Origin of the sequence: Mycolicibacterium sp. ND9-15, assembly GCF_035918395.1 — a bacterium.
GTDB lineage: Bacteria > Actinomycetota > Actinomycetes > Mycobacteriales > Mycobacteriaceae > Mycobacterium.
Window position 1 is genome coordinate 2324891 of record NZ_CP142362.1, and the last position, 26639, is coordinate 2351529.

At 63.9% G+C, this 26639-nt stretch carries 29 protein-coding genes; 12 read left to right on the forward strand and 17 right to left on the reverse strand.

The genetic code is table 11. The annotated features are described in order from the left end of the window. Window positions 1–71 precede the first annotated feature (71 nt). Window positions 72–878, forward strand: coding sequence for a DUF1906 domain-containing protein (locus tag QGN32_RS11335; protein WP_326548658.1), 807 nt, complete (start codon window positions 72–74; stop codon window positions 876–878). 4 nt (window positions 879–882) lie between these two features. On the opposite strand, the gene QGN32_RS11340 is transcribed toward QGN32_RS11335, so the two are convergent. The 3 genes from QGN32_RS11340 to QGN32_RS11350 all read right to left on the reverse strand — a co-directional run bounded on the left by QGN32_RS11340 (window position 883) and on the right by QGN32_RS11350 (window position 3367). Continuing rightward, on the reverse strand, window positions 883–1986 hold the full coding sequence (locus tag QGN32_RS11340) for a coiled-coil domain-containing protein (RefSeq protein WP_326549028.1): 1104 nt from the start codon (window positions 1984–1986) through the stop codon (window positions 883–885). A 735-nt stretch (window positions 1987–2721) separates the two neighbouring features. Next, the gene (locus QGN32_RS11345) at window positions 2722–3150 is read right to left on the reverse strand and encodes a TA system VapC family ribonuclease toxin (RefSeq protein WP_326548659.1); all 429 of its coding nucleotides are present in this window, start codon (window positions 3148–3150) and stop codon (window positions 2722–2724) included. Then, window positions 3140–3367, reverse strand: coding sequence for a CopG family transcriptional regulator (locus tag QGN32_RS11350; RefSeq protein ID WP_326548660.1), 228 nt, complete (start codon window positions 3365–3367; stop codon window positions 3140–3142). The genes QGN32_RS11345 and QGN32_RS11350 overlap by 11 nt, the downstream gene beginning before the upstream one ends. 284 nt (window positions 3368–3651) lie before the next feature. Here QGN32_RS11350 and QGN32_RS11355 point away from each other — a divergent pair, with 284 nt between their 5' ends. Further along, window positions 3652–4557: a VOC family protein gene (locus QGN32_RS11355; protein ID WP_326548661.1), complete on the forward strand. Its 906-nt coding sequence runs from the start codon at window positions 3652–3654 to the stop codon at window positions 4555–4557. Window positions 4558–4672: 115 nt separating this feature from the next. Here the strand turns inward: QGN32_RS11355 and QGN32_RS11360 are convergent, their stop codons facing one another. The 4 genes from QGN32_RS11360 to QGN32_RS11375 all read right to left on the reverse strand — a co-directional run bounded on the left by QGN32_RS11360 (window position 4673) and on the right by QGN32_RS11375 (window position 7854). Beyond that, on the reverse strand, window positions 4673–5818 hold the full coding sequence (locus QGN32_RS11360) for an ATP-binding protein (protein WP_326548662.1): 1146 nt from the start codon (window positions 5816–5818) through the stop codon (window positions 4673–4675). Between the two features lie 681 nt (window positions 5819–6499). Then, window positions 6500–6796 carry a type II toxin-antitoxin system RelE/ParE family toxin gene (locus QGN32_RS11365; RefSeq protein ID WP_326548663.1) on the reverse strand — a complete coding sequence of 99 codons (297 nt, stop codon included), beginning with the start codon at window positions 6794–6796 and terminating at the stop codon, window positions 6500–6502. After that, a complete protein-coding gene (locus QGN32_RS11370) occupies window positions 6793–7044 on the reverse strand; it encodes a type II toxin-antitoxin system ParD family antitoxin (protein WP_326548664.1) in 252 nt (83 codons plus the stop codon). Before QGN32_RS11370 ends, QGN32_RS11365 begins: the two co-directional genes overlap by 4 nt. A gap of 276 nt (window positions 7045–7320) precedes the next feature. Then, window positions 7321–7854 carry a TetR/AcrR family transcriptional regulator gene (locus QGN32_RS11375; RefSeq protein WP_326548665.1) on the reverse strand — a complete coding sequence of 178 codons (534 nt, stop codon included), beginning with the start codon at window positions 7852–7854 and terminating at the stop codon, window positions 7321–7323. A gap of 303 nt (window positions 7855–8157) precedes the next feature. Here QGN32_RS11375 and QGN32_RS11380 point away from each other — a divergent pair, with 303 nt between their 5' ends. The 4 genes from QGN32_RS11380 to QGN32_RS24285 are packed head-to-tail and all read left to right on the forward strand — an operon-like array spanning window position 8158 to window position 10466. Then, complete coding sequence (locus tag QGN32_RS11380; protein ID WP_326548666.1) at window positions 8158–8931, forward strand: hypothetical protein; 774 nt, start codon at window positions 8158–8160, stop codon at window positions 8929–8931. A gap of 49 nt (window positions 8932–8980) precedes the next feature. Continuing rightward, the gene (locus QGN32_RS11385; protein WP_326548667.1) at window positions 8981–9796 is read left to right on the forward strand and encodes an SDR family NAD(P)-dependent oxidoreductase; all 816 of its coding nucleotides are present in this window, start codon (window positions 8981–8983) and stop codon (window positions 9794–9796) included. Further along, window positions 9793–9981 (forward strand): hypothetical protein, encoded by a 189-nt coding sequence (locus QGN32_RS11390; RefSeq protein ID WP_326548668.1) that lies wholly within the window; start codon window positions 9793–9795, stop codon window positions 9979–9981. The genes QGN32_RS11385 and QGN32_RS11390 overlap by 4 nt, the downstream gene beginning before the upstream one ends. Then, window positions 9978–10466 carry a zinc-ribbon domain-containing protein gene (locus tag QGN32_RS24285; RefSeq protein WP_442791805.1) on the forward strand — a complete coding sequence of 163 codons (489 nt, stop codon included), beginning with the start codon at window positions 9978–9980 and terminating at the stop codon, window positions 10464–10466. Before QGN32_RS11390 ends, QGN32_RS24285 begins: the two co-directional genes overlap by 4 nt. Here QGN32_RS24285 and QGN32_RS11395 read toward each other — a convergent pair. Together QGN32_RS11395 and QGN32_RS11400 are read right to left on the reverse strand one after the other, a co-directional pair. Further along, on the reverse strand, window positions 10430–11350 hold the full coding sequence (locus QGN32_RS11395; protein ID WP_326548669.1) for an NAD-dependent epimerase/dehydratase family protein: 921 nt from the start codon (window positions 11348–11350) through the stop codon (window positions 10430–10432). The genes QGN32_RS24285 and QGN32_RS11395 overlap by 37 nt on opposite strands. Before the next feature lie 68 nt (window positions 11351–11418). Then, on the reverse strand, window positions 11419–12354 hold the full coding sequence (locus QGN32_RS11400) for an acetoacetate decarboxylase family protein (protein WP_326548670.1): 936 nt from the start codon (window positions 12352–12354) through the stop codon (window positions 11419–11421). A 198-nt stretch (window positions 12355–12552) separates the two neighbouring features. On the opposite strand from QGN32_RS11400, the gene QGN32_RS11405 reads away from it, so the two are divergent. The 5 genes from QGN32_RS11405 (at window position 12553) to QGN32_RS11425 (ending at window position 16851) form a co-directional block, all read left to right on the forward strand. Next, on the forward strand, window positions 12553–13128 hold the full coding sequence (locus tag QGN32_RS11405; protein WP_326548671.1) for a TetR/AcrR family transcriptional regulator: 576 nt from the start codon (window positions 12553–12555) through the stop codon (window positions 13126–13128). 129 nt (window positions 13129–13257) lie between these two features. Continuing rightward, window positions 13258–13380, forward strand: a complete 123-nt coding sequence (locus tag QGN32_RS11410; protein ID WP_326548672.1) for a hypothetical protein — start codon at window positions 13258–13260, stop codon at window positions 13378–13380. A 140-nt stretch (window positions 13381–13520) separates the two neighbouring features. Next, the gene (locus tag QGN32_RS11415) at window positions 13521–13961 is read left to right on the forward strand and encodes a nitroreductase family deazaflavin-dependent oxidoreductase (protein WP_326548673.1); all 441 of its coding nucleotides are present in this window, start codon (window positions 13521–13523) and stop codon (window positions 13959–13961) included. Window positions 13962–14438: 477 nt separating this feature from the next. Then, window positions 14439–15128, forward strand: a complete 690-nt coding sequence (locus tag QGN32_RS11420) for a type 1 glutamine amidotransferase domain-containing protein (RefSeq protein ID WP_326548674.1) — start codon at window positions 14439–14441, stop codon at window positions 15126–15128. 334 nt (window positions 15129–15462) lie between these two features. After that, entirely contained in the window at window positions 15463–16851 is a 1389-nt protein-coding gene (locus QGN32_RS11425; RefSeq protein ID WP_326548675.1) for an LAGLIDADG family homing endonuclease, read from the forward strand. Between the two features lie 166 nt (window positions 16852–17017). Here QGN32_RS11425 and dnaB read toward each other — a convergent pair whose 3' ends face one another. The 5 genes from dnaB to rpsF all read right to left on the reverse strand — a co-directional run bounded on the left by dnaB (window position 17018) and on the right by rpsF (window position 20563). Continuing rightward, window positions 17018–18400, reverse strand: coding sequence for a replicative DNA helicase (dnaB, locus tag QGN32_RS11430; RefSeq protein WP_326548676.1), 1383 nt, complete (start codon window positions 18398–18400; stop codon window positions 17018–17020). A 481-nt stretch (window positions 18401–18881) separates the two neighbouring features. Then, a complete protein-coding gene (gene rplI, locus QGN32_RS11435; RefSeq protein WP_326548677.1) occupies window positions 18882–19340 on the reverse strand; it encodes a 50S ribosomal protein L9 in 459 nt (152 codons plus the stop codon). A gap of 13 nt (window positions 19341–19353) precedes the next feature. Continuing rightward, a complete protein-coding gene (rpsR, locus tag QGN32_RS11440; RefSeq protein ID WP_064402259.1) occupies window positions 19354–19608 on the reverse strand; it encodes a 30S ribosomal protein S18 in 255 nt (84 codons plus the stop codon). Window positions 19609–19652: 44 nt separating this feature from the next. Continuing rightward, complete coding sequence (locus tag QGN32_RS11445; protein WP_326548678.1) at window positions 19653–20156, reverse strand: single-stranded DNA-binding protein; 504 nt, start codon at window positions 20154–20156, stop codon at window positions 19653–19655. A gap of 116 nt (window positions 20157–20272) precedes the next feature. Next, complete coding sequence (rpsF, locus tag QGN32_RS11450; protein WP_014818429.1) at window positions 20273–20563, reverse strand: 30S ribosomal protein S6; 291 nt, start codon at window positions 20561–20563, stop codon at window positions 20273–20275. 142 nt (window positions 20564–20705) lie between these two features. Between rpsF and QGN32_RS11455 the strand changes: the two genes are divergently transcribed. Continuing rightward, a complete protein-coding gene (locus QGN32_RS11455) occupies window positions 20706–22016 on the forward strand; it encodes an adenylate/guanylate cyclase domain-containing protein (RefSeq protein WP_326548679.1) in 1311 nt (436 codons plus the stop codon). Here QGN32_RS11455 and QGN32_RS11460 read toward each other — a convergent pair. Genes QGN32_RS11460 through QGN32_RS11470 form a run of 3 tightly spaced genes read right to left on the reverse strand, consistent with a single transcriptional unit; the run spans window position 22009 to window position 26613 of the window. Next, entirely contained in the window at window positions 22009–23670 is a 1662-nt protein-coding gene (locus QGN32_RS11460) for a glycosyltransferase family 87 protein (RefSeq protein ID WP_442791837.1), read from the reverse strand. The genes QGN32_RS11455 and QGN32_RS11460 overlap by 8 nt on opposite strands. 5 nt (window positions 23671–23675) lie before the next feature. Continuing rightward, window positions 23676–26195, reverse strand: a complete 2520-nt coding sequence (locus tag QGN32_RS11465) for a transglycosylase domain-containing protein (RefSeq protein WP_442791806.1) — start codon at window positions 26193–26195, stop codon at window positions 23676–23678. Further along, on the reverse strand, window positions 26188–26613 hold the full coding sequence (locus QGN32_RS11470; protein ID WP_326548680.1) for a DUF5318 domain-containing protein: 426 nt from the start codon (window positions 26611–26613) through the stop codon (window positions 26188–26190). The genes QGN32_RS11465 and QGN32_RS11470 overlap by 8 nt, the downstream gene beginning before the upstream one ends. Window positions 26614–26639 lie beyond the last annotated feature (26 nt).

Genomic DNA, 26639 nt, shown 5'->3' on the forward strand with positions numbered 1-26639 from the left:
ATTCACACCGAAGCGCTCCCCCGGCGGCGCGGCTACGTTGTTAACAGCTGTCACTTTGTTAACTTCCCCAGGTGCGAGAAACGCCGTGGACTACGAGCGGCCGCCGTTCGCGCCCAATTTCGCGGCGTGACGCGCTGCGCTACGCCGTCGGTGCGTCGGCGCTGGCCGGACTCGGCGCCATAGCCGGTGCCCGTGCGCCCGCAGCGACCGCCGCCGCTCCCACGCTGATCGACTACGCCATGCGCCAGATCCCGGCACAGGACATCCGAGCCGCCGGCCACGCCGGGGTGATCAACTACGTCTCGACGTCGCGGCCTGGCTCATCTTTTGGGGCCAAACCGATCACCCTGCCCTATGCGAAGTCGCTGACCGCCGCCGGTCTGGTGATTGTCAGCAACTACCAATACGGCAAGCCGGGCGGGACGGCACCGTCGGACTTCACCCGCGGGTACGCCGGGGGCGTCACCGACGCGCGCACGGCTTGGCAGTTGCACACCGCCGCTGGTGGTGGCAAGAGCGCACCCATATTCTTCAGCGTCGACGACGACATCGACCGCGAGACGTGGAACAACGTCGCGCTGCCCTGGTTTCGCGGGATCAATTCGGTGATCGGCGTCCTGCGCACCGGGGTCTACGGCGGTATCCGCACGTGTCAGTGGGCCGCCGCCGACGGCGTCATCGGCAGGTCAAGCTCGCCCGGCAAGGTGTGGGCCTGGCAGACCCGGTCCTGGTCCAACGGTCAGATATACCCTGGCGCGGTGCTCTACCAGCGCATCATCGACACTGCCTCGAACCCAGGACCGGTGGTCGGCGGCATCCGCGTCGACGTCAACGACGTGCTGGCCCAGGACTGCGGCCAGTGGAACCTGCATCCGTAGTCCGTCAGCGACGTGGTGTCACGGTGATGTGCACGTGGTCGTAGTGGCCGTAACCCGATGCCTGCGGACCGGCCGGTGTGTAATACGTGCCGCGCCAGATCACGTCCTGTAGTCCGAATCGGCCCGCATTGCTCATCGCGAACGCGAGAATCTGGTCACCGAGCGCGATGCCCGCGGGGCTTTCGGGGTTGGGAATCATGATGTCGATGGCCAGCCCGCTGGGATGCCACGGCTTGGAATCCGGGCGAACCCCGTCGATGTCGGCAATCTGAGGGAACCGGTGACTGACAGCGCGTGCGGCCACGACGGTGTTGGGCTGTAACCCGGCCTCCGATGCCACGCCTATGGGCAGCGCCTCGGGGATATCGGCGCGCACGGCTGCAAGGCTCGGGCCGAGGTCTGCTGGAGGAGGCGGCCCCGGCATCGCGACGATCGCCGGGTCCGCCGGAGCGGGCGCACTCGGCGGGGGCGCGTTGTCGACGATCGCCCGCTGCTGCGGCGCCAGTGCCGCGTACTGGGCCTCCGCGGCGGCGATCTGACGCAGCAGCTCACTCAATTTGGCCTGCAGTTCTGCGCGCACGGCGGCGGCGGACTCCGCGGTGGTTCGGGCCTCTTCGGCCGATTTCTCTGACGCCCGGGCGGTGGTGGCCGCGCGGTCCCGTGCCGAGTGAAAAGCGGCCAACTGATCGGCCGTCGTGGTGCCGACCACCCGCTGCAGCGACAGGCTGTCGATCAGCTGCTGCGGTGAGGACGCCGTCAGCAGCGCCGCCATCTGACCGTCGCGCCCACTCATGTAGTCCATCGCCGCGATCCTGTCGACAGCGGCCTGATAGGGCTTCAACCGGGAATTCGCGGCCTCCAAGACAGCCAGGTCGGTGCGGTGGCGGTCGGCGGCCGCTGCTTGCTCGGCCAGTTTGGCGTCGACATCGCGCTGAGCCGCCGTGACGGCCTCCCGACTCTGCACCGCCTGCCGGGACAACTCGTCGAGCCGGGACAACGCGTCAGCCGACGGGTCCGCGCCGACGGCGCTTATTGACATGGCCAGCGCCAGGACCGCGGTTGTACAGCCGCACACCGTTCGTCGGAGCGAGTGGCGTATCCCGGTCACGCGGATTGTCACGATCCTTGGTTCGAGGCCGATCTCGGCCCGCTGGTGATGTCCCGGGAAAGGCTACGAACTGACACCGACGATGTCTACTCGTCCTACCGGTCCTTTCCATCCGCCGCTCGCATGCAACCGGTCGCTGCCATCGGGGTTCGGTACGCAATGAGTGCGGCCGAAGACGGTGACCATGCACTTGTTGTTCGTGATTGCAGCGGCTTCTCACGGAAAATCGGACACCCGTGAGTCGTCTCATCAGCGCGTAACCGGATTGCTGAGCCGTACCCCCTCGATGACCTGCCGTCTCGTGCATCTCACCGGCCGCAGCGTCGTATGCGTAAAGCAGGATATTGGTCGACGAACTCCATCGTCAGCGATCATGAAGTTCGTCGCGATACCACACCATCGGCGCCGATACCTACCACGCGGCGACCGCTCAGATCGGGCCGCACCCGGCGCATGTGATTGAGGCGCCCAACGACAAGGTTCACGTGATGAGATGCAGTTCTCGGGTCGGTGACCAGATCATGTTGGTCGCCTATCTGCACCGCCCCGACCACGACAAAGGCAACGCGATCCCGGTGTCGCGCAGCGCGACACCAGCCCGGATAGGGACTTTGCTAAGTCAACAATGGCCTCGCCCAGGTTCACGCGGCCAGTGTTGGCTCGAAGTCGTTTCCAAGTGCATCGATGGGATTACTGGCCCGCCCGTCGAACCGGGGCCGTTTAAGCGGTGTAAGGCTACGCGCTCAGCGGGTTGATCCAGCGTAGGCCGGGAAAGCGCATGAAATCGGTGTCAGCAGAGGCTAATTCGACTCCGAATTCAATCGCCAGAGCGGCCAGTTGCGCATCTGGCACGAGATTACCCGTGATATCGACCTGCTCACACAGCCTGGTGTAGACCGCGGCCGTAGCCTCGGTCGCGGGCGGGATCCACACCACCGGCACCGCAAGCCACTCCGTCACGTACCTCCAAGCGTTCGAACCCGATAAGGGATTCTCTACGACTCTCGGATGGGTAGCTATGCGGACGAAGGCGCCGAGCGTTTGCCAGGGTAAGCCAACTCGACTGTCGCCTTCGAGGACTTCTTGCAGCCACGCCGCGGCAGTGGCATTGTGCGCGCTGCCCTCGTCCACCGCATACAGCAGTAGGTTTGCGTCAACGATCATCGTCGAGCAAATCGAGCACATCGGCGATGTTCGTGACGTCGACCTTCAGGCCGATACGCGAGGTCCGATGCCTGTACTTGGCGGGCTTGGATGCCGGCGACCGGGACATCCCTCGTCGGGCCAGTAGATTCAGGGCCTCACTGAGGCCCATCCCTTCCCGACGAAGACGCTCGATCTCAGCGGCAACGTCGCTGTCAATCACCACCGTCGTACGCATGAAGCCCATTCTAGCCCGCGTCGCGCATCATGATGTGTTGCTAACTGCATCACCATGATGCTTGAGCCGTCGAGCCGCGGGGGGTCGGTACGGTGGCGGCCACGCCTGACTCCGGCGAGAGTACGGCGCTATAGGACACCAATCTTGTGCGATGAGTTCCTGGCATCCCGTCGGTCTACCCATCAGGGTTCTGACACGCGAGGGCGCCGCGAGGTCATGGCTCGCCCCGGGGCGCGCCCTGCACTTCCGAACCTCACCGAGGAATAGCGAAGAGGGAGTATCGAATGCAGAAAATCGTTCCGCACCTTTGGTTCGACAAAGAGGCGAAGGAAGCTGCTGACTTCTATGTCAGCGTGTTCCCCCGCTCGAGCCTCACCGCCACCGCAACGCTGAAGGACACACCCGGTGGCGACAGCGATGTTGTGTCGTTCAACCTGCACGGGCACGACTTCATCGCCATCAGCGCCGGACCGATCTTCACGATCAATTCGTCGATATCGTTCATGGTCAACTTCGACCCGAGCACCGACGGTCATGCTCGACAGCATCTCGACGAGCTCTGGGAAGAACTGGCCGGGGGTGGCGAAACGCTGATGCCGCTCGGGGAGTACCCGTTCAGCGAGCGCTACGGCTGGGTCCAGGATCGGTTCGGCGTGTCATGGCAGCTGATCTTGACCGATCCTGCGGGCGAACCGCGGCCGTTCATCCTGCCATCACTGATGTTCGGCGGCGAACACACCAACCAAGCTGAAGCCGCGATCCACTTCTACACCGAAGTCTTCGCGGATTCGAAGCGCGGCACAGTGGCGCGATACACCGAACAGACCGGTCCGGCCAACGAAGGCTCGCTGATGTTCGCCGATTTCATGCTGGCGAACCAGTGGTTCGCTGCCATGGACTCCGCAGCCGAGCAGGATTTCACCTTCAACGAAGCGGTGTCGCTGCTCGTCAACTGCGACGACCAGGACGAGGTCGACTACTACTGGGAAAGACTCACCGCGGTACCGGAATCAGAACAATGCGGCTGGCTCAAGGACAGGTTCGGCGTGTCTTGGCAGATATCACCGACCGTCATGAACGACATGCTGGCTAACGGCACTCGCGAACAAATCGATCGCATCACCCGAACCTTCATGCCCATGAAGAAGCTCGACATCGCCGAACTCGAAGCCGCCTATAGGGAAGGCTGACAATCACGGCCCGGCCCTTACAGTCCGACCGGGGCGTCCCCGATCAACGCGGGCCCGGTGGGGCCGCCAAGGTGTCATTTTCTGCGGAGGCAGCCCAGACGGCTCGCGCGGTGGTTCAACCAGTAGTGCGGATGTAGGCCGCGAACCCTGGAATGGTGAACCGAAGCTTCCCGTGTCCAACCGCCTCGATGTAGCCCCGGTCGATCAGCTGCTGCCGAGGCCTACTCACCGCTGTGGTCGCCACACCGAGTTCGGCAGCGATCGCTGCCCGTTCCACCGGCCCATCCCCCACCGCTGCCATGGCTGCCAGGAACCTCTGCTGCTCCGGTGTGACGCGGGCCAGACGGGTGCGGAACAGGCCCGTCATGCGGTCCTCGATCTCTTCCTCGGCCCGCCGCACATGGCCGATCTTGATCGTGCTCCTCGGGTCGGGCCGTGCGACCTCCCACGTGACATCTCCGATCAACTGCACCTTGTGCGGGTAGCCGGCAGCGAGCTCGATTGCGGCCACGATGGCCTCGTCAGACCAGGTGACCTCGTGTTGCTCCGCAGGCAACCGAATCGCCTCGGCAACGGCAACCTCGCTCAGCAGGCCGAGTTCGAGGAACCGTGACCGCTCGCCGAACGTGGCCGCCTCGGTCACCGCCGGCGGCAACGAAGGCAAGCCGGCAGCGATAACCGCGACCGGGATCGCGTCCGGGGCACCATCAAAGTGCTGCAGCCCGATCAGAAGACTCTTGCGGTCTGCCAACTGGGCTTCCTGGAACTCGTCGACGAACACAACCAGCCCCTTCGCGTCGTGGTTGCGGCCGAACCGGCCCGCATCCTCGAGCAACTTCTCGAGCACCGCCGAACCCGACACCTTGTCGTTGGCGGAAAGAGTCGCTCCGACCTTGACGCCCGGGATCCCGAACTCAACCTGTACCTGGGCAAGGCGGTGCAGTATCGCGTTCGCCCGCTCACCGAAGGAATGCTCCTTTACCGCCGCGCTCAACCCCTGCGCCAGATCGAGCGCCATGGGCCGGTCATCACGCCCAGTAACCCACGCGGTGAGGAACCCTTCAGATATCGCGTCGCGCTGGGCCATGCGCAACAACGATGTCTTCCCGAGGCCTCGCGGAGCGTGGAAGGCCAGCAACGGCCCACCGGAACGCCCAAGCATGCTCAGCCGTGACACCTTGTCACGGATCAGATCGCGCTCGCGGCCGCGACCGGCCAGGTACTCCGGCAATGAGCCGGGTGCGTACGGGCTCGGCCCCATCGGACGTCCTCACGCATAGATCGGTATAACTCGCCCTGAAGTATACGGACTTATACGGCGGTCAGGGATGTTCGCCGACACCGGCCGCCATCCGGCCGCCATCCGGCTGCCGTACGGCAGCAGCAGCCGAAGGACCGCAGCACCACCACCACAAGCAGCGCGGTGTGTCTACTTCTGGGCTCGGCCGCCTCCCTTACTGCGATCGGCGAGTCCTCGATCCTGCGTTGCATCGGCGGTCGTTAACCGGGACCGGACTACCCGAGTCCGGTCGCCAACGTCCGGTGATCGTTTCGACGGTGTGGGCGACGACGCAGTCGGATCACCGCGACGGCTGAAGCGCCCAGCAACGCTGCCAGCGCGGCTGGGTGCTCGCAGTGAACCCGATGGCCGCTGCCGAGCGCCTTGCGTCTCGCGGTCGTCGCTCAAAGCAATCAACGCGGCGTTGATCGGGTTTTGAAAGCGACACCTGCTTGGTGCTACGCATGAGCCGGACGGGGTGGCTCGCTCGACAGTCAGCTGTGTCGTCACTGTCGAGTAAATGGTCGAACTGATGCGATGAGGTCTTGGTGCCGAATGCCTTTGAGAATGCCCGACGCCAATTCACACGCGCAGGTAGTTTTGATCCGGTCGTCCCGAAGGTGCGTGCGCAGCCCGGTTCGTCGTTTCATGTCCTACGAGCGTTCAGTCGAGGTGTCGATCGACATCCATCCGCTTGTGGAGGATCCGCACCACGTCAATCAGGTCGTCGCCAGCAATCCGGTAGTACAGCGTGTGCGATCCGACCGCGTATTTTCGGTAACCCTCGCGCACCTCGTGGCACACACGTCCGATTAGAGGATGGTCCGCTAACCCTTCGATCGCTCGCTGGATCTCACGAACGTAGGTCTCAGCCTGATCTTCGCTCCAACGCTCGCAGGTGTAGTCCCAGATGTCACTAAGGTCCGCCCGTGCGGCAGGTGAGAGCACATAGCGGCTCACCGACCACGCGGTTCCTCGGCCCGCTTTCGCGATACAAACTCATCGAAGTCGAACGGTGTTGACTCACCGCTGCATTCACCCACAATCAAGGACTGACGTAGTGCGCGCAGCCGCGTCTCGCGATCCTCGAGTAGTCGCAATGCGGTACGCACGACATCGCTGGCTGAACGATAGCGGCCCGACGCGACCTCATCCTCGATGAACGCGTTGTAATGGTCGTCCAGGCTGAATGAGGTGTTCCTTCCCATGCAGCAGAGCGTACCAACTATTGGTAACCGTGGCTTCGTGCTCGGGTTTCGAAACCTGCGCTCATGTCTGCTTGCTCGATGTGTTTGATCGCTGCCACGTGACTGCACGGTTCGGACAGGATCGGCAGCCTGCCTCAAGATGAGTTGCGTTTCAATTCTTCCGGTCGATAGCGCGCTATCAGGCAAGCCCGCGTTCGTGTTTGCGGTCGTGCGTCATCGGAATCGGTGATCGTCTCCGAAATGGTGCCCGGGCTGTCCTGACGCAGTCGGATCAACTCACTCGGGAATGGGGAGCGGCGGGAGCGGAAGCGCCACCAGCCGGTCAGCCTCCCCAGCATCCAGGCCGAGCATGAGAAGCACGTGTCGCACGTAGTCGTCGGACACCTGCTCGCTGTCGAGGTCGGCGTCGGCGTCAAGGAGTTGCACGAGTCCGAGCAGAGCCCCACCCGACATCATCAACCCCATGTCGGCGTCGGGAACACTGAACCGTCCGGTCTCGATACCCCGTTGCAGGTCGACCAACGCGCGTGGCCGCAGTCCACGATCGGTCAGCAACACGGACATGCCTTGGTTGAGCACCACCCGAATGAGCTCAGGAAGTTCTCGTTGCATGCGGCCGAGCATCCGGAAGCTGGTGGCGAACACTTCTGCAGGGTCATGGATGCCTTCGACAACGAGATCGCGCATCTGGCCCCAGGCGTCGAGGGTGCTGGCGACCGCCTCGGCGAAGAGTTCCTCCTTGCTGTCGAAGTGGTTGAAGAAGCTGCCGAAGCCCACTCCGGCCTCGTTGGTGATTTCTTGGACGCTCACTGCGGTGCGCCCTGCGGCCAGGAGCCGGCGACCGGCGGCAATCAAGGAGGCACGAGTGCGTGCTTTGCGTGGGTCGGGCCGGCGCGTGGACTGTGTGGAGACTTCAGTGGTCATGGTTCCGGCCTCTCCGTTCGCCAAGCTTTTGATGAAGTTATCAGAAAATCTTGACAGGCGTGACTCTCGTTTGTGATGATTTCATCAGAAACTCTCGACTACGGGAGGGCCTCGCGGCTCGAGTCCACACCATGAGCCAAGCGAGCCTCACCGCTCTGTCTGCGATTCATCCGCCCGACAAGGAGAGCCATGACCCCGGCACCGTTGATCACCCCCACCAAAACCCTCTCAGGGATCTACCCGGTCCGATTCCGGGCCGACCTTCCCCGTGAGGTCGCCGATGACTACTGGGCAGGACCGCACGGCGAACTGGTCAAGCGCGGCGGGCACATCTGCGAGTACAACCAGTACCACTTCTCTGCGACCGATCACGGCTCCTGGCCCGCCACACCGACCGTCGGAACGCAGCCCACCGACCTGTTTCGCTGGGACGGCGTGACCGAAGTGCGACTGCGCAACTTCTCCGAAATGGCGCGTGCTGCCTACGGAATGCTCGGCACGATCTTCCACGACGAGCAGAACGTCTTCGACAACGTTCTCGGCCACATCTGCGGCCCCGGCGGCGGCACCCGGTGGACCAACCACCATGAGCCCGCGGTCGGCCATAGGACCGTGTTGTTGCTACGCCGCCGGCGCGGTGTCCCGCTGCGCAAGTTCCGCGCTTTCGTCCACCGACGCTTCGGCCAAGCCCTCCACGACGTCGGCGCGCTCGACGTTCGCTCCTACAGTTTCCTTCCCATCACCGGGATCGCTCACCGCACGCCCGGCCTGTCCCACACCTATCCACCCAGCCACCGCCACGACGGCACCATCGTGTTCGGGTTGCCGAGCCGCGACGACGTCAACGATCTCCTGGCCAGCCCCGAACTGAAGGCCATCGTCGACGAGCAGTCCGAAACGCTCACCGCTGTCCATGCCTACGCCGTCGACCGCACCGTGCCCGTCATCGAGGAGCCGCGATGAACCACCTGTTCTCCGCCCCCGTGGGACCTTCGCCGGCAAGGTCACCGTCGTGACCGGTGCAGGCTCAGGTATCGGTCGCGCGCTCGCCACAAATCTGGCCAAGGAAGGCGCCACGGTGGCGATCACCGACGTCGACGAGGCCGGGCTTGCCGAGACCGCTGACCTCATCCAGGCCGCGGGCGGCTCAGTCGCCAGCCACCGTCTCGATGTCACCGACCACCTCGGTGCGTTCACCTACGCCGAGGAGCTCCATGCCCGCTTCGGCACTGTGCATCAGCTCTACAACAACGCGGGCGTCGAACACCACGGCGACTTCGAACACTCCGATCTGTCCCAGATCCGCCGAGTGATGGACATCAACTACGGCGGTGTCGTCAATCTCACCAAGGCATTTCTCCCCTACCTCATCAAATCCGGGGACGGCCACATCATCAACGTCTCCAGTCTCTTCGGCCTTCTCGGACTGGCCGGTCAAAGCGCCTACTGTGCTTCGAAGTTCGCGGTCCGCGGATTCACCGAATCACTGCGTCAGGAGATGCTCGCTGCTGGACACCCAGTCCAGGTGACCTGCGTGCATCCCAGCAGCGTCAAAACCGCTATCGCGCGCAACGCCAGCGTTGCCGCAGGCGAGGACGCCGCAGCCGTGGCAGCACTCTACGACGAAAAGCTCGCCCGCATCTCCTCCGACCGAGCGGCCCAGATCATCCTTCGTGGGGTCAGGCGTAGGCGCCCTCGGGTCCTGATCGGTACGGACGCCTACGCCCTCGACATCCTCGTCCGCCTCCTCGGTCCCGCATATCAACGCGGAGCAGCGGCACTCGCTGCGCGCGTTCAGCCCGGCCTCACCGCCAAAGATGCACGATGACCCCCACGATGACCCAGAGCATCACCACGTCCCTGCAGATCGGCGCCATGACTCCTCTCAACGGCCCCTATGCGGCGAGCAAGGCCGGTGTGTGGGCGCTGTGCGATGCCACCCGCCTTGAGGGGTACGCCACTATGGCGTCGGGGGTGGGCAGCATGCACCCGACGTTCGTCAAGACCCCATGATTGACGACCTCCACGCCAAACAAGACCTGGGTCTGGCCGCTCGCTATCAGAACGCTATCCCGCCATTGCCAAGCAATGGACCACCAGCAAAACGCGCCGCTAACCCCGCTGATGTCACGCCTTGTTCGAACCAGCAGTTCTGGTGGATCTGTCAGGACTGCAGCCATCATTGGCGCGCCCGCCCGTCAAACCGGATCAACAACATCTACCTATGTCCGCTGTGCAACGGCGGACCGTCAATTCCGGGGCCGAGACTTCGTCCACCTAGTTCTCTTTGTGCCAATCGCCGCCGAAAGTCACGCTCGAGCACTCTCGCCGGCGCCACCTGTCGGTTCCTATTTCGCGTGTCACTTCACGGCGCACTGATACGCGGTGGTGCGTGGAGTCTCACGTCGTGTCGTCTGGGTCAGTCCCATATTCGTGATTTCTCGTGCGGGATGTCGAGGGGTTACCCGCTGAGGATCTCGGCGATCCCCTCTCGGTAGGTCGTGGGTGGGAAGTCGGGAAATCGGTCGGCGAATTTCGAGGAGTCGAAAATGTTGTCGCCGCGGTAGCGGGGTAGCAATTCCGTGGCTTCCCTGACTGCGGGGTTGAACAATCCGCCGACCTTGAACGCGATTTCCGGGACCGTCGTATAGCGGATGTCGCGGCCGGTGATTTCCGAGGCGATGTCGATCATCTGCGCATAGGTCAACCGTTCGGGATCGGTTGGCAAATGCCAGGTTTGGCCGTAGGCATCTGGGGTGTTGCCGATCAATCCCATGCCGCGGCTGGCGTCGGGCGTCCAGATCAGGCTTCTCTTGGTGTGGGCGTCGACCGGGATCATCGGCCGTTTGCCTTGCTTGATGCGATCGAAGACAGCGGAGTTGGTGAGGCTCTTCGTCTTTCCGGGACCGTAGAACTCGGGCGCTCGGCAGATGACGGCTTCGATCGTGCCGGCGCGCATCTGTTTGAGCAGCATGTCGGCAATCTGGGCTCGCACCGTTGCCTTGCGGCCAGCCGGCTCGAATCGGGTGTCTTCGACCTGCGCCGCGGACGTCCGCGGGTACATGTAGGTGTTGTCGAAGAAGACCAGTTTGGTCCCGTGTTTTCGGCAGGCGGTCATGGTGTTGGCCATCATCACCGGGAACTGCTGTTCCCACAGCGCCGAGTCGATCGGCAGGCCCACGGTCAAATAGGCGATGTCGGTGCCGGCGACGGCGTCTGCTGTGGCGTCGGCGTCCATGAGGTCAGCCGGGAACAGTTGATCGGTGTCGCGGAGTTTGACCGGGTTGCGGCTAACCAGCCGGATGTCCTCGGAGATGGTGTCGTGGAGGTAGCGGGTCAGCTGCTCGGCGATCTGTCCGTTGGCTCCCAATACGGTTTGCATTACGCGTTCCTAAAAGTTCGGGTAGCGCCTGCATCACACGCCCGGCTTGGCGGCGGTCATGGTTGCGGTTACGTCGCCGGGAACGAGACGGGCACCGGAATGTGCAGGGCGTTCTGGCATTCGGTGAAGACGTCGAAGCGCAGCGCCTTGATGGGCTTGAGGGAGCGGACGTCGTCGGTCAGGCGCCCGGTGCCCAGTTCCAGTGACACGTCTTTCGGGAGCAGCGTGCTGCCGGCAACCAGGTTGTTGGTCTGGCTCAGTGTGGCGTTCCAGCCGCCGCCGAGTTCGGTGTACGAGGTCAGTGTCGAAACCCTTGTGCCGCTGGCGATCCGCTTCTGCTTCGGCGTGGCAACATCGATCGCGATGTCGGTGCTGCCATCGTCGTTGGCCACCCTGGCTGCGGTCCGTTGCTCGTCGATGTCAACATCGATCTCGGTGACCCACTTGGGAAAGCCGTAGCCGTCATGGCCGCGGATTTGGGCGATTTCGGTGCTCACCGGCAGCGAGAGAACGTAGGCGTGCATCGAGTCGTTGGCGCGGGCGGAGAGCAGGTCAGCGGTTCCGAGCTTGCCATGCCACGCCGGCCGGACCGCGATGCCGACGGTGGCCTCGGTGTAGAAGTCGATGTCACACACGTCGTACCGGAAGAACACCACGGAGAACACGCCGATGCCCGGAGCGATCTGCAGCGGGTCCAACCCACGAGGGAGCCGCGTGCGCAGCGCCTTCGTCGGTGCAAGGTAGGTGATCTGCGCCTTGGACATCGCATAGTAAAAGTTCGGTGTCCGAGTCGGACCGATCGCGGACTGCACCTCGGTCTTGGGCAGCGTCCGGAAGAAGTCCACACTAGGCACCCGCGGGTCCGCGGCGACGGCGTCCAGGTCGGCGTGCATCCGGTAGCGGTCATACAGCCCACCCTTCGGGACCGCGAGCTTGCGGCCGCCAAGCTCGACCTCAACCGTTTCCGCGACCATGGCGTCGCTTGGGTTCGTCTTCGGCGCCATCGTCCAGCTCCCGTACATCGAATGTGTGCATTGCTCACATGCGACGGTAGACTTTGATGTGTGCAGTGTCAACATTTCTCTGACGTACGGCGATACGCCTCGCTGGAGGGGCGATCACCTCGTGGGCGTGTCCGCCCCGGACGCGCGCCGCTCGGTTCGATGATGGAATTCGAGAAGCACCGGAAGGATCGTTCAGCAATGACGCCCACGCCCAAGAGCGGCTATCACCACGGCGACCTGCGCGCCGCGCTGCTGACGTCGGCCATGGGCATGCTGGAACGTGGCGACCCGTTTTCTATTCGCGCCGTGGCACGCCAGGCCGGTGTCTCCCCCACCGCGCCCTACCGCCACTTCCCCGACCGCGAGGCCCTGGAATCCGCACTGGCGGCCCAGGGGTTGCGTGACCTGAAGACCGACCTGACGCGGGAACGCGAACTGCCCCGCAACGTCGACGAGCTTGCCGAACTCGGCGTCGCATATGTCGAGTTCGCGCTCCGCCGGCCCGCGCTGTTCCGGTTGATGTTTGGCAACGAATGCGACTACGAGAGCGACGAACGGGTGCGAGCGGCCGCCGAGGTACACGAACTCCTGGCGACCGCGATCGCGCGCGTGTTCCCCGACGCAGACCCCATCGACCTCGCCCTGGGCGGGTGGGGACTGGTCCACGGGCTGGCCTACCTCTACCTGGACCGCAAGCTCACCAGCCCGTCGATCGAGGATGTTGCGGCTCAGGTTCGCTCGTCCTTCATCGCCGTGCTCACCGCTGCGCGCTGAATTCGATCGCGCCGCGAAGGTCGCCGTTGACTCCGCCCACACGGGCGCACTAGCGTCAATGTAAGCGATGCACACATTCGGGCGCATCGCAATTGTGAATGCACTCTGCGCAGAAGGTGGAGACACGTCATGGCCGACCTCCCGCCGCCCATCACCCCGTACCTCGAGCCCGAGGCGAAGGAATTGTGTGAGCAGACCGACCCGCACCCCCGGATCTACGCGGTTCCGCCGGCCTTGCGATCGACGCGTTGAAGAATGCGCTGCAGTAGCCGAAGACATCCGGCGGCCATCGGGCCGAGTTCGCCGGCCACACCGCATCATGACGGCGACACCGCCAGTCGTGAAGCACCGCGGCTTCACGTGACCATACCGGCTCCGACGAAGGTGCACCGATGAACGGAAACGCTCTGAAAGATTTGAGCGCCAAGGCGATGAACCTGGCACACCGCGTGGTCCTGACTGTCAGCGGCAACAGGCTGCTGTCCACACCGTTTGGGATGCCGGTGGTGGAACTGCACACGGTCGGGCGCAAGACCGGCGAGCCGAGGTCCTGCTATCTGACCGCACCGGTTCATGATTCGGCTCGCGTGGTGCTGGTCGCGTCGAAGGGTGGAGACGATCGCGATCCCGACTGGTATCGCAATCTCCAGGCCAACCCCGACGCCGAGGTGGTCATTCACGGATCTCGGCGAAAGGTACGCGCTCGCACGGCGGTTCCGGAGGAGAAGGCGGAGCTGTGGCCGAAGATCGTCGCGGCGTATAAGGGTTACGCCGACTACCAGAAGAGAACCAGCCGCGACATTCCCGTGGTGATCTGCGAGCTGCGGGACTGACGGCAATGGGCAATCAGATCGTGGCCTTCGGGTACACAGGCGGTCTGGTGATCGGCGCCCTCCGGCGTCGCGGGCTGCGGCCGGTGCTTGTCGGGCGCGATACCGGCCGGCTGGCAAGGCTCACCGAGCAACCCGGCGGACTGGACTACCGAGTGGCCGAGGTCAGTGACCCCGCAAGCGTGCGTGCACTGGTCGAGCCCGTACTCGCGAACCGGGGACCTGATGGCCTGGGCGGCAGACCGACCTGTTGGGGCGAGGTGCCACGGGCTGGGGTGGTCGCTGGTCGGTCATCCCACCACTGGCACAACGGATTCAGGTCCGAACAGCTGATCATCGGCTCAATATCCGCCCAACCCAGCCCGCTCGGCACGAAGCGACGTCCACTCCAGGACGCCGCTCCCAATCGACAAGAACACACTTGACGAGCCTCGAACCGAAGTAGCCGATGCAATATGAACATTCAAGACAAGGATGGAAATGGCTAAGCGCATCCTGAACGTGGTCACCAACGTCGCTCATTACGACGACCCCGGCCATCCCACCGGGCTATGGCTGTCCGAACTCACCCACGCCTGGCACGTCTTCGACGAGCACGGCTTCGAGCAGACGCTCGTCAGCCCCGCTGGCGGCAAAGTGCCGCTCGAGCCCAGGGCGCTGAAGTTCCCCAACTACGACAAAACCGCCAAGGCCTGGCACGCCGATCCGGCCAAGATGGCACTGCTGGAGAGCACCCTGCGCCCCGAGGAGATCGACTCAAGCGACTACGACGCCATCTACTTCACAGGCGGTCACGCGGTCATGTACGACTTCCCCGACAGCGAAGGCCTGCAACGGATCACCCGCGAGATCTACGAACGCGGAGACATAGTCGCCTCGGTATGCCACGGCTACTGCGGACTCCTCAACACCGAGCTCTCCGACGGCTCCTACCTCATCGCCGGAAAGAAGATGACGGGCTTCGCCTGGCTCGAAGAAGTCCTTGCCCGCGTCGACAAGCTCGTCCCGTACAACGCCGAGGAACGGGCAAAGCAACGCGGCGCACTATACGAAAAGGGAAAGATTCCCTTCGTCTCCTACGCCGTCGTCGATGGAAACCTCGTCACCGGACAGAATCCGGGCTCGGCCAAAGAAACAGCAAAGAAGGTCGCTTCGCTTCTTCAGGGCTGATCGCCACCTCTGATGTTGAATTACCGCAAGGGATAACCGATTTCGCTCTGACTGTGCCGCAAAGCGCTGCAGGAGTTCGAAGGTAGGAACCCGAATACGTCGGCCTCCGCCGGTCCCGGTTTCGATGTCATACACGACATTGAGATGACATCCGAATGGGAAAACGACACTCAGACTGGGGATCCGCACCGCATTTGTCAGCAGCAGCTGTAGTGCCACCACCGGGATTTCGCGGGTCACCGGTTATCGAACGTCATTGTTCACCGACCAAAAAGTCTTTGTCGCCAACTTAATTCGCATCAAAACTGTCGGTGGGCGGCAGTAACGTCGAGTCATGAAAGGTGCCAATAACGCTCGCGAACCTGGCCATAGATCATTGGTCATCACAAACGAAGAGGACCGGGTACGCGGTGCCGCCACCGAGAAGCGAGGTCGGGTAAAGGAACCACAACCACGGGTAGCGAGAGCGGATAACGGTTCTGAAAGTCCGTTGGAAGAGCTGGCCCGTACCGGGGGACGACCGCTTCTGTGGTCAGTCGATGAGCGGATGCGTCTCGTCAAACGGCGTATGACAGGGTCGGCCTCGGTAGATGCGCGCGAGGTGCTGAGAATCCGATTGTCGTCGGGACGTGTGCTCGAAGCCAGTTCGTCTCAGTCTGTCCGAAAGCTCGGCGGCTGGTCGTCGATATCCGAGTTGGCGGTTGGAAACAGGATCGCAGTAGTGCGGCGGCTCCCGGAGCCTGAAAAGCCGACCCGCATGCACGATTCAGAAGTGATCCTGTTGGCCCACATGATCGGTGATGGGTCATGTGTGAAGCGCCAGCCAATTCGCTACGCATCCATCGACGAAGCGAACCTTGTGGCGGTCACGATTGCGGCAGCACACTTCGGAGTGACGGCGATCCGCGATGAATACGCCGCCGCTCGCGTCACTACTCTGCGTCTCCCCGCGCCATATCGCTTAACCCATGGCAAGCGCAATCCGATCGCCGAATGGCTAGACGACCTCGGCCTATTTGGTTTGCGTAGTTACGAAAAGTTCGTTCCTGCGAGCGTATTCGCGTTACCCAACGACCAGGTCGCCTTGTTCTTGCGACATCTCTGGGCGACCGACGGGTCGGTGCGGTGGGATTCGAAAATGGCGCAGGGGAGGGTTTACTACGCGTCCACGAGCCGTAGACTCATCGACGACGTGATGCAGCTGCTACTGCGAGTAGGCGTGCAGGGCAGAATTACGCGAACTCGCAAGGCGCAGTATCGCCCCTGCTGGCACCTTACTATCGACAGGGCCGTGAATCAGGTCGGATTCCTCACGAAGGTGGGGGTGCACGGTGAACGGGGCATCAAAGCGACAGAGGTCGTCGCTCAACTTTCTGGGCGTGTGCGGCGGCCCGGCACGGATACGGTTCCTTCTGAAATCTGGCAGTACGTTAGAGGCCTTCTAAAGGAACGAAACTGGTCTGATATGGACTTCGCTCTGGCGACAAATACGAGGTTCGACGGTCCCTTGATGTGGACTCACGCGCCAGGTCGATCGCGGCTGCATCGGATAGCCAGCACCCTCGATGATCGAGTGCTTCACGAACTTGCGACGAACGACATTTACTGGGACAAAGTGGTCGACATGGTGAGCCTCGGGTTCCACGAGATAGCCGACTTCAGCGGCACCCAGCGCGATCCGGTTGTCATGCAAGGTGTATTGGTGCAGTCCCTAGGAAATTGAGTTAACCCATGAGCGCCTGATCTCGTGATGTCGAAGTGACGATGCATGAGACGTAGCGGTCATAGTCAGGCTCGGCCGAAGAAATGCGTGGGGGCACGATGAACGCTGCTGCGGTTGCGTATCAGCTGCACTTGTCGCGGTTTACATATTCGGGTGTTATCGGCGACTATTGCTTTGCCATGTTCGCGAAGCGCGACAAATGTAGTTGGTGCGCAACGGTGATCGTCTTCGTCGGGCCGTTGCGATGCTTGCCGAGAATCAGGTCCGCTTCACCGCCGCGCGGGTCGTCACGCTCGAAGGCATCCGGCCGATGCAAAAGTATAACTACGTCGCTATCCTGCTCTAAACTTCCGCTTTCCCGCAGGTCAGAGACCATTGGTCTCTTATCAGTCCTTTGCTCGGGACCACGGTTCAGCTGGCTGATCGCCACTACGGGAACATCGAGTTCCTTCGCCATGAGCTTCATGCTTCGTGAGAAGTCTGATACTTCCTGCTGTCGCGACTCGTACTTCTTGCCCGATGTCATCAACTGCAGGTAGTCGACCACGATCAGTCGCAGCCCGGCCTTCTGGCTCAGTCGGCGAGCCTTAGCGCGGATTTCCATCATGGTCAGGTTCGGCGAATCGTCGATATACAAAGGCGCTTCGCTGATTTCACTCATCCGGCGCGCAAGACGCGTCCAGTCGTCATCGCTCATCCGACCCGACCGCATATCGGCGAGCTTGATCTTCGCCTCGGCTGACAGCAGCCGCATCACGATCTCCGACTTACTCATCTCCAGCGAGAAGATGACACTCGGCAGTTGGTGCTTGATCGAGCACGATCGCAGAAAATCCAGTCCTAGAGTCGATTTGCCAACCCCCGGCCGCGCCGCGATGATGATCATCTGACCGGGATGCAACCCGTTGGTCACTTCGTCGAGTTCGACGAAGCCCGTCGGGACGCCACGCGCCAATCCGCCTTGCGACGCGATCGCGTCGATCTCGTCCATCGTCGGCTGCAGCAGTTCTTCGAGCGGAACGAAGTCCTCGGCGGTGCGTCGCTCGGTGACATCGTAGATTTCCGACTGCGCGCGGTCGACGATCTCGTTGACGTCCGCTCCCTCGGCACCCGCGTAGCCGTACTGCACGACCCTTGTGCCCGCCTCGACCAGACGCCGCAGCAGCGCCTTCTCCGCCACGATGCCCGCATAGAAGCCGGCGTTGGCGGCCGTCGGCACCGTCGAGATCAACGTGTGCAGATACGGCGCCCCGCCGATGCGGCGGAGCAGCCCCCGCCGGTCCAACTCGGCGGCCACCGTCACCGCGTCGGCCGGCTCGCCACGGCCGTAGAGATCGAGGATCGCGTCGTAGACGTTCTGGTGGGCCGGACGGTAGAAGTCACCCGGACGCAGCTTCTCGAGCACGTCGGCGATGGCGTCCTTGCTCAATAGCATCCCGCCGAGGACCGCCTGCTCGGCTGCCTGGTCCTGGGGAGGTTGGCGACCGAAGTCCTCGCTCGGCGGCGGCGTATCCATACCCGGACGGCCAAGGTCATCCACGACAGCCACGAAGCGCCTCACCCCTCTGTTCACCATCGAACATACATTCGATATCCGCTATTCGCGACTGTAAGCCAGACCGGCGACAAACCGCTTCACTGGCCCCGGACCGGTCCCGCCGACGGCTTACGCTAGACGTTGCTGGCAGGGGCGCAACCCAGCCCTGTTCATAGACCTGTGGATGGGGTGTGGATAGGTCGGGACGGCCATGTTGAGTCGTTGGGGAGAACCTGTTAATCAACCACTTCGCTGTCTGCATCTGCGCAGATAGCCGCACCATAAGCCCTTGAGGATGCTGTGGATGAGAAGTGGCTCGGCGTGTCGGCCGAGGTTGCCAAGTCGGGCGTGTTGTATTGCGCCGAGGGGCCGTTCAGGTTAACAGCGAATGATCTTCGCTACGGCTGATTGCCGCTGAAAGTTCGCCAGCGCGCACAGCAACGACCGGGTGAAGTTCGATCTCGTCTTCACCCGGCCGTATTTGAGGCTGTGCTTACTTTCCGGCTACGACTTCCAGCGACACCGACGCAGCGATCTCCGGATGGAGCCGCACCGCGACGGGATGCGTGCCGGTTGTCTTGATGTGTGCCTTGGGCAGCTGCACGGTGCGCTTGTCGAGGTTCGGACCGCCGGCACTCTTGATCGCAGCGACCACGTCGGCCGTCGTCACCGAACCGAACAGCTTCCCGCTGTCGGAAGCGGCCTTGACGGGCAGTTGCACCGGACCCAGGTTCTCGATCGCGGTCTTCAGCTCGACGGCGTGTTCGCGGCCCTGGATGACCTTCTGCTCGCGTGCCCGACGAATCTCCTCGGCCTGGCGCTCCGCGCCGCGGGACGCCATGACGGCCAGGCCGCGCGGCACCAGATAGTTACGGCCGTAGCCGTCCTTGACCTCGACGATGTCGCCCTGCACACCCAGGTGTTCGACGTCAGCGGTGAGAATCAGTTTCATCTTCTTGTCCTGCCTATCGCGTCGACGAGGTGAACGGCAGCAGCGCAACCTCGCGCGCGTTCTTCACGGCGATCGCAATGTCACGCTGGTGCTGCACGCAGTTACCGGTGACGCGGCGGGCACGAATCTTGCCGCGCTCGCTGATGTACGTGCGCAGCAGCGCCGTGTCCTTGTAATCGATGGTCTGCCCCTTCTTGGAGCAGAACACGCACTTGCGGGTCTTGACCGGCTTCTCGGGAGCCGGCCGACGCTTGGTGGCCTTGGCCATGTGTCTTTCTCTTTCTTACTTCTTCAATCGCTGATCAGTTGTCATCAGAAGGGCGGCTCGTCGTCGGATCCGGAGAACGAGCCCGACGCCGGGGCGCTGCCCCACGGGTCGTCCTTCGGCTGCTCGGCGGGGCGCGAACCTCCGCCGCCGCCACCACCGAAGCCGCCGCCACCACCGCCGCTGCGGCTGGCCTTGTTCACCTTGGCGGTGGCGTAACGCAGGGAAGGGCCGATCTCGTCGACCTCGAGTTCCACCACGGTGCGTTTCTCGCCCTCGCGGGTTTCGAACGAGCGCTGTTTGAGCCGGCCCTGCACGATCACCCGCGAACCACGGGTCAGGCTTTCGGCCACGTTCTCGGCGGCCTCGCGCCAGATGTTGCAGCGCAGGAACAGCGCTTCGCCGTCCTTCCACTCCCCGCTCTGCCGGTCGTAGATGCGCGGTGTCGACGCCACGGTGAAGTTGGCGACGGCCGCCCCCGACGGCGTGAAACGCAGTTCGGGATCGGCGGTCAGGTTTCCGACGACGGTGATGATGGTGTCACCAGCCACGATGTCCTCCTGGTTCGGTCTTCGGCTCTTCGCGCAAGCGCTCATCGCCGGCGGTGTCGCTCGATGTAGTCGCAGGCGAGCCTACGGAAGCACTACGACGAGTACACGCCGTTCGACTAGTGCTTGTCCGTCCGCATGACCTTGGTCCGCAGCACGGACTCGTTCAGGTTGAGCTGACGGTCCAGCTCGGTCACGGTGGCGGGCTCGGCCTTCACATCGACGACGGCATAGATGCCCTCGGCATGCTTGGCGATCTCGTACGCCAGCCGGCGCCGTCCCCAGATGTCGACCTTGTCGACGCTGCCGCCGTCCTTGCGGATCACGTTGAGGAACGTTTCCAGCGACGGAGCCACGGTGCGCTCGTCAAGGGTGGGGTCGAGGATGACCATGATTTCGTATGGACGCATGAAGACCTCATCACCTCCTACGGTCTGATCGGCCACGGACTGTCCGTGGCAGGAGGGTCGCCTGCGTCGGCAACCGGCCCAGGCTACAGGAAACCGCGCTGATCTGCGAAATCGCACTGTTCGGCGGATTTAGACTGCTGCCATGTTCTCCGAGACGCGCTACGCGCTGAACGGAGACTTGCGGGTCGCCTACCGCGCCTCGCCGGAAGGCAAACGGGACATCGTGTTCGTGCCGAACTGGTTCACCTGCTGCGAGGTGCTGCCGGAGCTGCCGTCAATGCAGGGCTGGATCGAGGCGATGACATCGATCGGTCGACTGATTTTCCTCGACCAACCGGGCACCGGCGCCTCGGATCCCGTCACTCCTGGGGCGCTGCCGACGCTGGAGCAGTGGACTGACAGCATCACGGCGGTCCTCGACGATCTCGGCGGTAGCGAAGCCGTTCTTGTCGCCATCGACGGCGCTTTCGCCGCGGCCGCGCTGTTTGCAGCCACATACCCGTCTCGGACGAAGGCGTTGGTGGCTCTTGACTGCTACGCAGCTGCAGTCGGCGGCCCGCTCGATCCCGAGGAAGCTACCTCGATCATGGTCGCGATGTGGGGAACGGGCGAGTTTCAACGGATGCTCAATCCAGACATGCCATGGAACGAAGAGATTCGGGCGGCGTGGGCTCGGATGGAACGCCTGGCGGCGAGCCCGGCCACGGTTGCCCTCATGATGCCGATGGTCTCTGCGATGGACGTGCGCGCGCTGCTCCCCACGATCCGCGTACCAAGCCTCGTCATCCACCACTCCGACGACGCGATGATCGTTCCCGCGATGGGCCGCTACGTCGCCGACCACATATCCGATGCGAAATACGTTGAGCTACCAGGCCGCAACACCTACCACTTCGTCGAACCGTGGCGCGCATCGTTTCAACAGATCGCCGAGTTCCTCACCGGTGAGCAAGCCGACGTGCCCGACGACCGGGTGTTGGCCACCGTGTTGTTCACCGACATCGTCGATTCGACGCGCCGCGCCGCAGAAATGGGCGACCGCGACTGGCATGCGTTGCTCGACGCGCACGACGCCGTCGTCCGGGCACAACTCGCCCGTTTCCGCGGCCACGAGGTGAACACCTCCGGCGACGGCTTCCTCGCGACGTTCGACGGCCCGCAGCGAGCGATTCGCTGCGCCTTGGCGATTCGCGACGCCGTACAAGCGCTGGGCATCGAAGTCCGCGCCGGACTGCACACCGGCGAATGCGAGGTCCGTGGCGACGACATCGGCGGAATCGGCGTCCACATCGGCGCGCGGGTCAGCGCCCTCGCCGGTCCGAACGAAGTTCTGGTGTCGAGCACGCTACGCGATTTGGTGATCGGCTCCTGGCTGGAGTTCACCGACCGCGGGACCCACAAGCTCAAGGGTGTGCCCGGGGAATGGCGGCTCGCCGCGGTCGCTTCTACCTAGAGCTCGTCGAAACTGCGGTCAGTTCGCGATCTTCCGCGGATTCGCGATCTGTGCGCAGTCTCGACGCATCCGGCCGCAACCAGTCCGGCAACCAGCGAGGCGGCGCGTCCGGCGCATGGTCGAAAACCCCGCCGGCCGGGTCGTCGACCACACCGCGGGCTCGGACGAGGTCTGACTCCGGGCGATAGATCTGGCGAATCACCAAGACGCACAATGCAACCACCGCGATATCGCGCAGCAGCACGGTGATCGTGAACGGCTGCTCCGGCAGCCCGTTCTTCGCTTCGCCGTAGAGGTAAAGCATCCGCGGCACCCACACCAGCGCGTCGATCGTCATCCACGCCAGCAGGATTCTCCGGTGCGGCAGCGCCAGCACCGCCAACGGCACCAGCCACAGGGAGAACTGCGGACTCCACACCTTGTTCGTCAACAGGAACGCCGCGACGACCAGGAACGCGATCTGCGCCACCCGGGGCCGCCGATTCGCGGTCAGCGCGATGTAGGCGATTGCAATACAACACGATACGAACAGAATCGCCGAGACCGTGTTGGTCACCGTCGGTGGTTGCCAGAAACCCAGATCGGGGTCGAAACCACGCCAACCGGTGAACGACTTGATCACGTTGTAGATCGAATCCATGTCATCGCCGCGGCGGGTGTTGAGCCGAAAGAACTCCGACCACCCCCTTGGGAACAGCGCCATGATCGGCAGGTTGACCACCAGCCACGTCAGGACGGCCGCCACGGCGGTCTTAACAACCTCGCGCAGCTTGCCGGTGCGCACCGCCAAGACCGTCAACGGGGCCAACAGCAGTAGCGGATACAACTTGGCCGCGACCCCGAGCCCGATCAGCGCGCCGGCCAGCACCGGTTTTCGCCGCGCCCAAGCGAGCAGCGCGCCGGTCGCGAAAGCCGTTGCCAGCGCGTCGAAGTTCGTGAAGATCTGGAAGATCACCAACGGTGAAGCCGCCACCAATGCGGCATCCCAAACCCGCCGCGGACCCGCTAGCCGCGACGTCGCCCACACCGTCGTCAGCCACGCCAACGCCAAGCCGAGCGCGGCGATGTTGAAGAACATCACCACCTCGGCGATGACCGGCACCGACACCAGCTTCGTCAGCGCCGTGTAGGTCTTGGCCAACGACATCGCCACGTACTGGTAGATCCCGGTCAGCACCGGATACTCCATGTATCGCACCGCGATGTTGCCGTCGTACTGAATATGCGGCTGACCGGTGGCGTCCTTCTCGATCCAGCTCGACTTGTACGGAAACTTGCCGAGGTTCAGCAGTTCGGCTGTGTAGAGCGGAACCGTGTCGGAGTAGCAGAGCTGGTAGTACGCCCGCTGGTTCTCCCAGTTGGCCACCCGCTGGCCCGCAGTCCCGGTCCCGGTGGTCTGTAGACAAGCGGCCTTAGTCGAGTAGCCCAGCGCCAGGAACACCAGCGCAATGATCAGCATGACGCGCAGCGGGGTCAGGAACCGCTGCCTGCCGATCATCGCGTGCCTGCCCACCGGCCCACCGATGACATCGGACAGCGCGGCGCCTATGGCGTCCGTGCGGCTCGGCAGATCCCGATCGTCGAGACTTCTCGTGTCATGGGCTGGCGTGCCCGGCGACACCGTTTTCGAGTCGCCTGTCTCCTCGCCCCCCACGTCGGTCACGGAGGCGGGGGCGGGGCGCCGGGAGCGACCGGAACCGGGGCCCCGACCGGCCCGGGCGCAGGACCGGGGACTGGTCCTGGCGCGGGAGCGCCTGGTGCCGGTGGCGGTACAGCGGGAACCGTCGTCGGCGGGCCCCATGGGATCGTGATGCCCGGCGCGACTTCGATGGTCGGCTGGATGACGGTATCCGACGGCGGAGCGGACGTCACCGTCGGCGGGGCCGTCGTCGAAGGTGGCGGTGGCGGCGCCTGCGGCACCCCCGCGTAACCACCGATCTCCTCGGGCTTGGGGAACGACTCGGTGTCGGTGCCACTCAGGGCGCCGTCCATCGTCGCCTTCCAGATGTCGGACGGCAGCCCGGACCCGTAAACCGGTGAGCCCCACTTGTTCTCCAGCGGCTTGGTGCCCTCGGTGGTACCGACCCACACAGCGGTGGACAGCGACGGGGTGTAGCCGACCATCCACGCGTCGCGGTTGTCGCCGGTGTCGCCGAGCTGGTTGGTGCCCGTCTTGGCGGCCGACGGCCGGCCGCCGGCCAACGCGTGACCGTTGGAGTACGCGGCGATCGGCTGCATCGCCGAGGTCACGTTGTCGGCCACCTTCTTGTCGATCCGCTGCTCACCCGAGTTGTCCTGCTGCGAGGCGTCGAACAGCACCTCACCCTCGGCGTTCACGACCTTCTGCACGAAGTGCGGTTTGTGGTACACGCCCGACGCCGCCAGCGTGGCGTACGCCGATGCCATATCGATCACACGGGTCTGATACTGGCCCAAGACGATTCCGTTGTTCGGCGGACCGCCCTGACCGTCCTCGGAGAGCGTGTGATCGACGCCGGGGAAACTCTCGGCGATACCGGCCTGGTGCGCGGCGTCGGCGACGTCTTCGGGTCCGTTGTCCAGCTTCAGCATGAGCCGGTAGTAGCTGGTGTTCAACGAGCGCTTCAGCGCCTCGGCGATGTTGCACGTGCCGCAGCCGCCGCCCTCGACGTTGGTGATCTTGATCCCGTTGACTTCCAACGGCGAACTGTCGACCTGGGTGCCCAATCCCATGCCCTGCTGCAGCGCGGCGACCAATGCGAACACCTTGAACGCCGACCCCGTCGGCAATCCGGCCTGGGCGAAGTCGAAGCCGTTGGCGTCCGTGCCGCCGTAGTACGCCTTCACCCCGCCGGTGCGCGGATCGATCGACACGATCGCGGTGCGCATGTCGGGGTCCTGGCCGTCCAGGTAATCCGACGCCGCCTCCTCCGCGGCCTGTTGTGCGTTCGGATCGATGGTCGTGGTGATCTGCAGGCCTTCGGTGTTCAGCGTCTTTTCGTTGATGTCGAACAGGTCGAGCAGTTCTTGCTGCACTTGACGTTCGATCAGGCCGTTGGGCCCGGTGGTCTGGTTCTGCGAACGCGCCAGATCCGGCGGCACGGTCGCGGGGAACACCTGTGCCGCACGTTCCTGCGGCGACAGCGCACCGATCTCGACCATGCCGTCGAGCACCCAGTTCCAGCGCACCGTGGCGCCTTCGAGGTTGACCGCCGGATCCAGCGCCGACGGCCGCTGGATCAGCGCGGCCAGGAGCGCTCCTTCTGCGACGTTGAGTTGTTCGACGGGTTTGTCGAAGTACGCCTTGGACGCCGCGGCGATGCCGTAGGACCCACGACCGAAGTAGATGATGTTCAGATAAGACTGCAGCACTTGGTCTTTGGACCACTCGCCGGACATCTTCGTCGAGATCACCAGCTCCTTGGCCTTGCGGATCAGGCCGCCGATGCCGGAGCGCTCCGAACCGACGAGCGCGTTCTTGACGTACTGCTGGGTGATCGTCGACCCGCCTTGGAGGTCGCCGCCGAACAGGTTGTTCTTGATGGCTCGGCCGAATCCGGTCAACGAGAAACCCGGATTCGTGTAGAAGTCGCGGTCCTCGGCGGCCATCACCGCGTTGCGCGCCTGCACGGGGATCTGGTCGATGTTCACGTCGACGCGATTGCCTTCGGGTGGAACGATCTTCGCCAGCTCGCTGCCGTCGCTGGCCAGGATCGTCGACACCTGGTTGGTGCGGATGTCGCCGGGCTTGGGGACGTCGACGATCAGGTAGGCCATCGCGAACGTGATGAGCGGCAGAACGATGAATACCGCCGCCGCGATGAGACCGCCGCGACGCACCCATTGCCAGTTGATCTGCGGGGGCAGGTTGCGCCTGGGCCCCGAGGGGCCGCTCGGCGGGCCGCCACCACCGGGTGGCCTACGCGGCGGGGGTGGCGGCGGCTTGGGGGCCGGGGTGCCGTCCAGCGCCGCCTTGACGACGTCGACGGGGTCGCGTAGGTGCGGCGGTCGCGCCTCGCGGACGGGCGGTAGCACCGAGGTGTGTCGATCGTCGGGCGGCATCGGCCGCCTCGCAGGATTGGCGGGTGGTCGGTGCTGCGCAGCATCGGCGGGCTCGGGTTGGCGCGCGCTCACGCCGTCAGCCTCGCGTCCCGAACGGACATCGTTGGCTGACGGGTCGTGGCGCCCTTCGCTATTCACTGGCCGTGCGCGCACGCGAGCGCGCGGTCCGAGTGCCGGGAGACCCCTTCGGTGGCGGGACCGCGCCGAGCACGTACGACTTGACCAGGTGATTCCAGCTGCAGGTGCGGCATACCTCGACCACGTGTACGAAGAACTCGTCGTATCGGGATGCCAGCAGGACCAACTCCTCGGCGGTTCGCGCGGAACCCGATACCGCGCCCAGATGATCGCCGAACACCCACGACACCAGCGTGAGCTGTTCCTTGCGGCAGATCGGGCACGTCACCGAACTGGGCTTGCCGTGGAACTTGGCGGCGCGCAGCAGATAGGGATTGGCGTCGCAGACCTCGGATACACCGGTGCGTCCCGAATAGACCTCCGCCAGCAGGGACCGGCGCCGAAGCGCGTAGTCCACCACCTGTCGCTGCAATCGCACGAGGACCAGAGTACGTCGGCGACGCG

Bases quoted from the DNA above. Each gene is read 5' to 3' on its own strand.
- QGN32_RS11455 (WP_326548679.1), top strand. From the start codon at position 20,706: ATGTTCTCCGAGACGCGCTACGCGCTGAACGGAGACTTGCGGGTCGCC.
- QGN32_RS11410 (WP_326548672.1), top strand. From the start codon at position 13,258: ATGGCCGACCTCCCGCCGCCCATCACCCCGTACCTCGAGCCCGAGGCG.
- QGN32_RS11345 (WP_326548659.1), bottom strand. From the start codon at position 3,150: ATGATCGTTGACGCAAACCTACTGCTGTATGCGGTGGACGAGGGCAGC.
- QGN32_RS24285 (WP_442791805.1), top strand. From the start codon at position 9,978: ATGATTGACGACCTCCACGCCAAACAAGACCTGGGTCTGGCCGCTCGC.
- QGN32_RS11400 (WP_326548670.1), bottom strand. From the start codon at position 12,354: ATGGCGCCGAAGACGAACCCAAGCGACGCCATGGTCGCGGAAACGGTT.
- rplI (WP_326548677.1), bottom strand. From the start codon at position 19,340: ATGAAACTGATTCTCACCGCTGACGTCGAACACCTGGGTGTGCAGGGC.
- QGN32_RS11425 (WP_326548675.1), top strand. From the start codon at position 15,463: ATGAAAGGTGCCAATAACGCTCGCGAACCTGGCCATAGATCATTGGTC.
- QGN32_RS11370 (WP_326548664.1), bottom strand. From the start codon at position 7,044: ATGGGAAGGAACACCTCATTCAGCCTGGACGACCATTACAACGCGTTC.
- QGN32_RS11405 (WP_326548671.1), top strand. From the start codon at position 12,553: ATGACGCCCACGCCCAAGAGCGGCTATCACCACGGCGACCTGCGCGCC.
- QGN32_RS11355 (WP_326548661.1), top strand. From the start codon at position 3,652: ATGCAGAAAATCGTTCCGCACCTTTGGTTCGACAAAGAGGCGAAGGAA.
- QGN32_RS11390 (WP_326548668.1), top strand. From the start codon at position 9,793: ATGACCCCCACGATGACCCAGAGCATCACCACGTCCCTGCAGATCGGC.
- QGN32_RS11420 (WP_326548674.1), top strand. From the start codon at position 14,439: ATGGCTAAGCGCATCCTGAACGTGGTCACCAACGTCGCTCATTACGAC.
- QGN32_RS11415 (WP_326548673.1), top strand. From the start codon at position 13,521: ATGAACGGAAACGCTCTGAAAGATTTGAGCGCCAAGGCGATGAACCTG.
- rpsF (WP_014818429.1), bottom strand. From the start codon at position 20,563: ATGCGTCCATACGAAATCATGGTCATCCTCGACCCCACCCTTGACGAG.
- rpsR (WP_064402259.1), bottom strand. From the start codon at position 19,608: ATGGCCAAGGCCACCAAGCGTCGGCCGGCTCCCGAGAAGCCGGTCAAG.
- QGN32_RS11380 (WP_326548666.1), top strand. From the start codon at position 8,158: ATGACCCCGGCACCGTTGATCACCCCCACCAAAACCCTCTCAGGGATC.
- QGN32_RS11360 (WP_326548662.1), bottom strand. From the start codon at position 5,818: ATGGGGCCGAGCCCGTACGCACCCGGCTCATTGCCGGAGTACCTGGCC.
- QGN32_RS11350 (WP_326548660.1), bottom strand. From the start codon at position 3,367: ATGCGTACGACGGTGGTGATTGACAGCGACGTTGCCGCTGAGATCGAG.
- QGN32_RS11395 (WP_326548669.1), bottom strand. From the start codon at position 11,350: ATGCAAACCGTATTGGGAGCCAACGGACAGATCGCCGAGCAGCTGACC.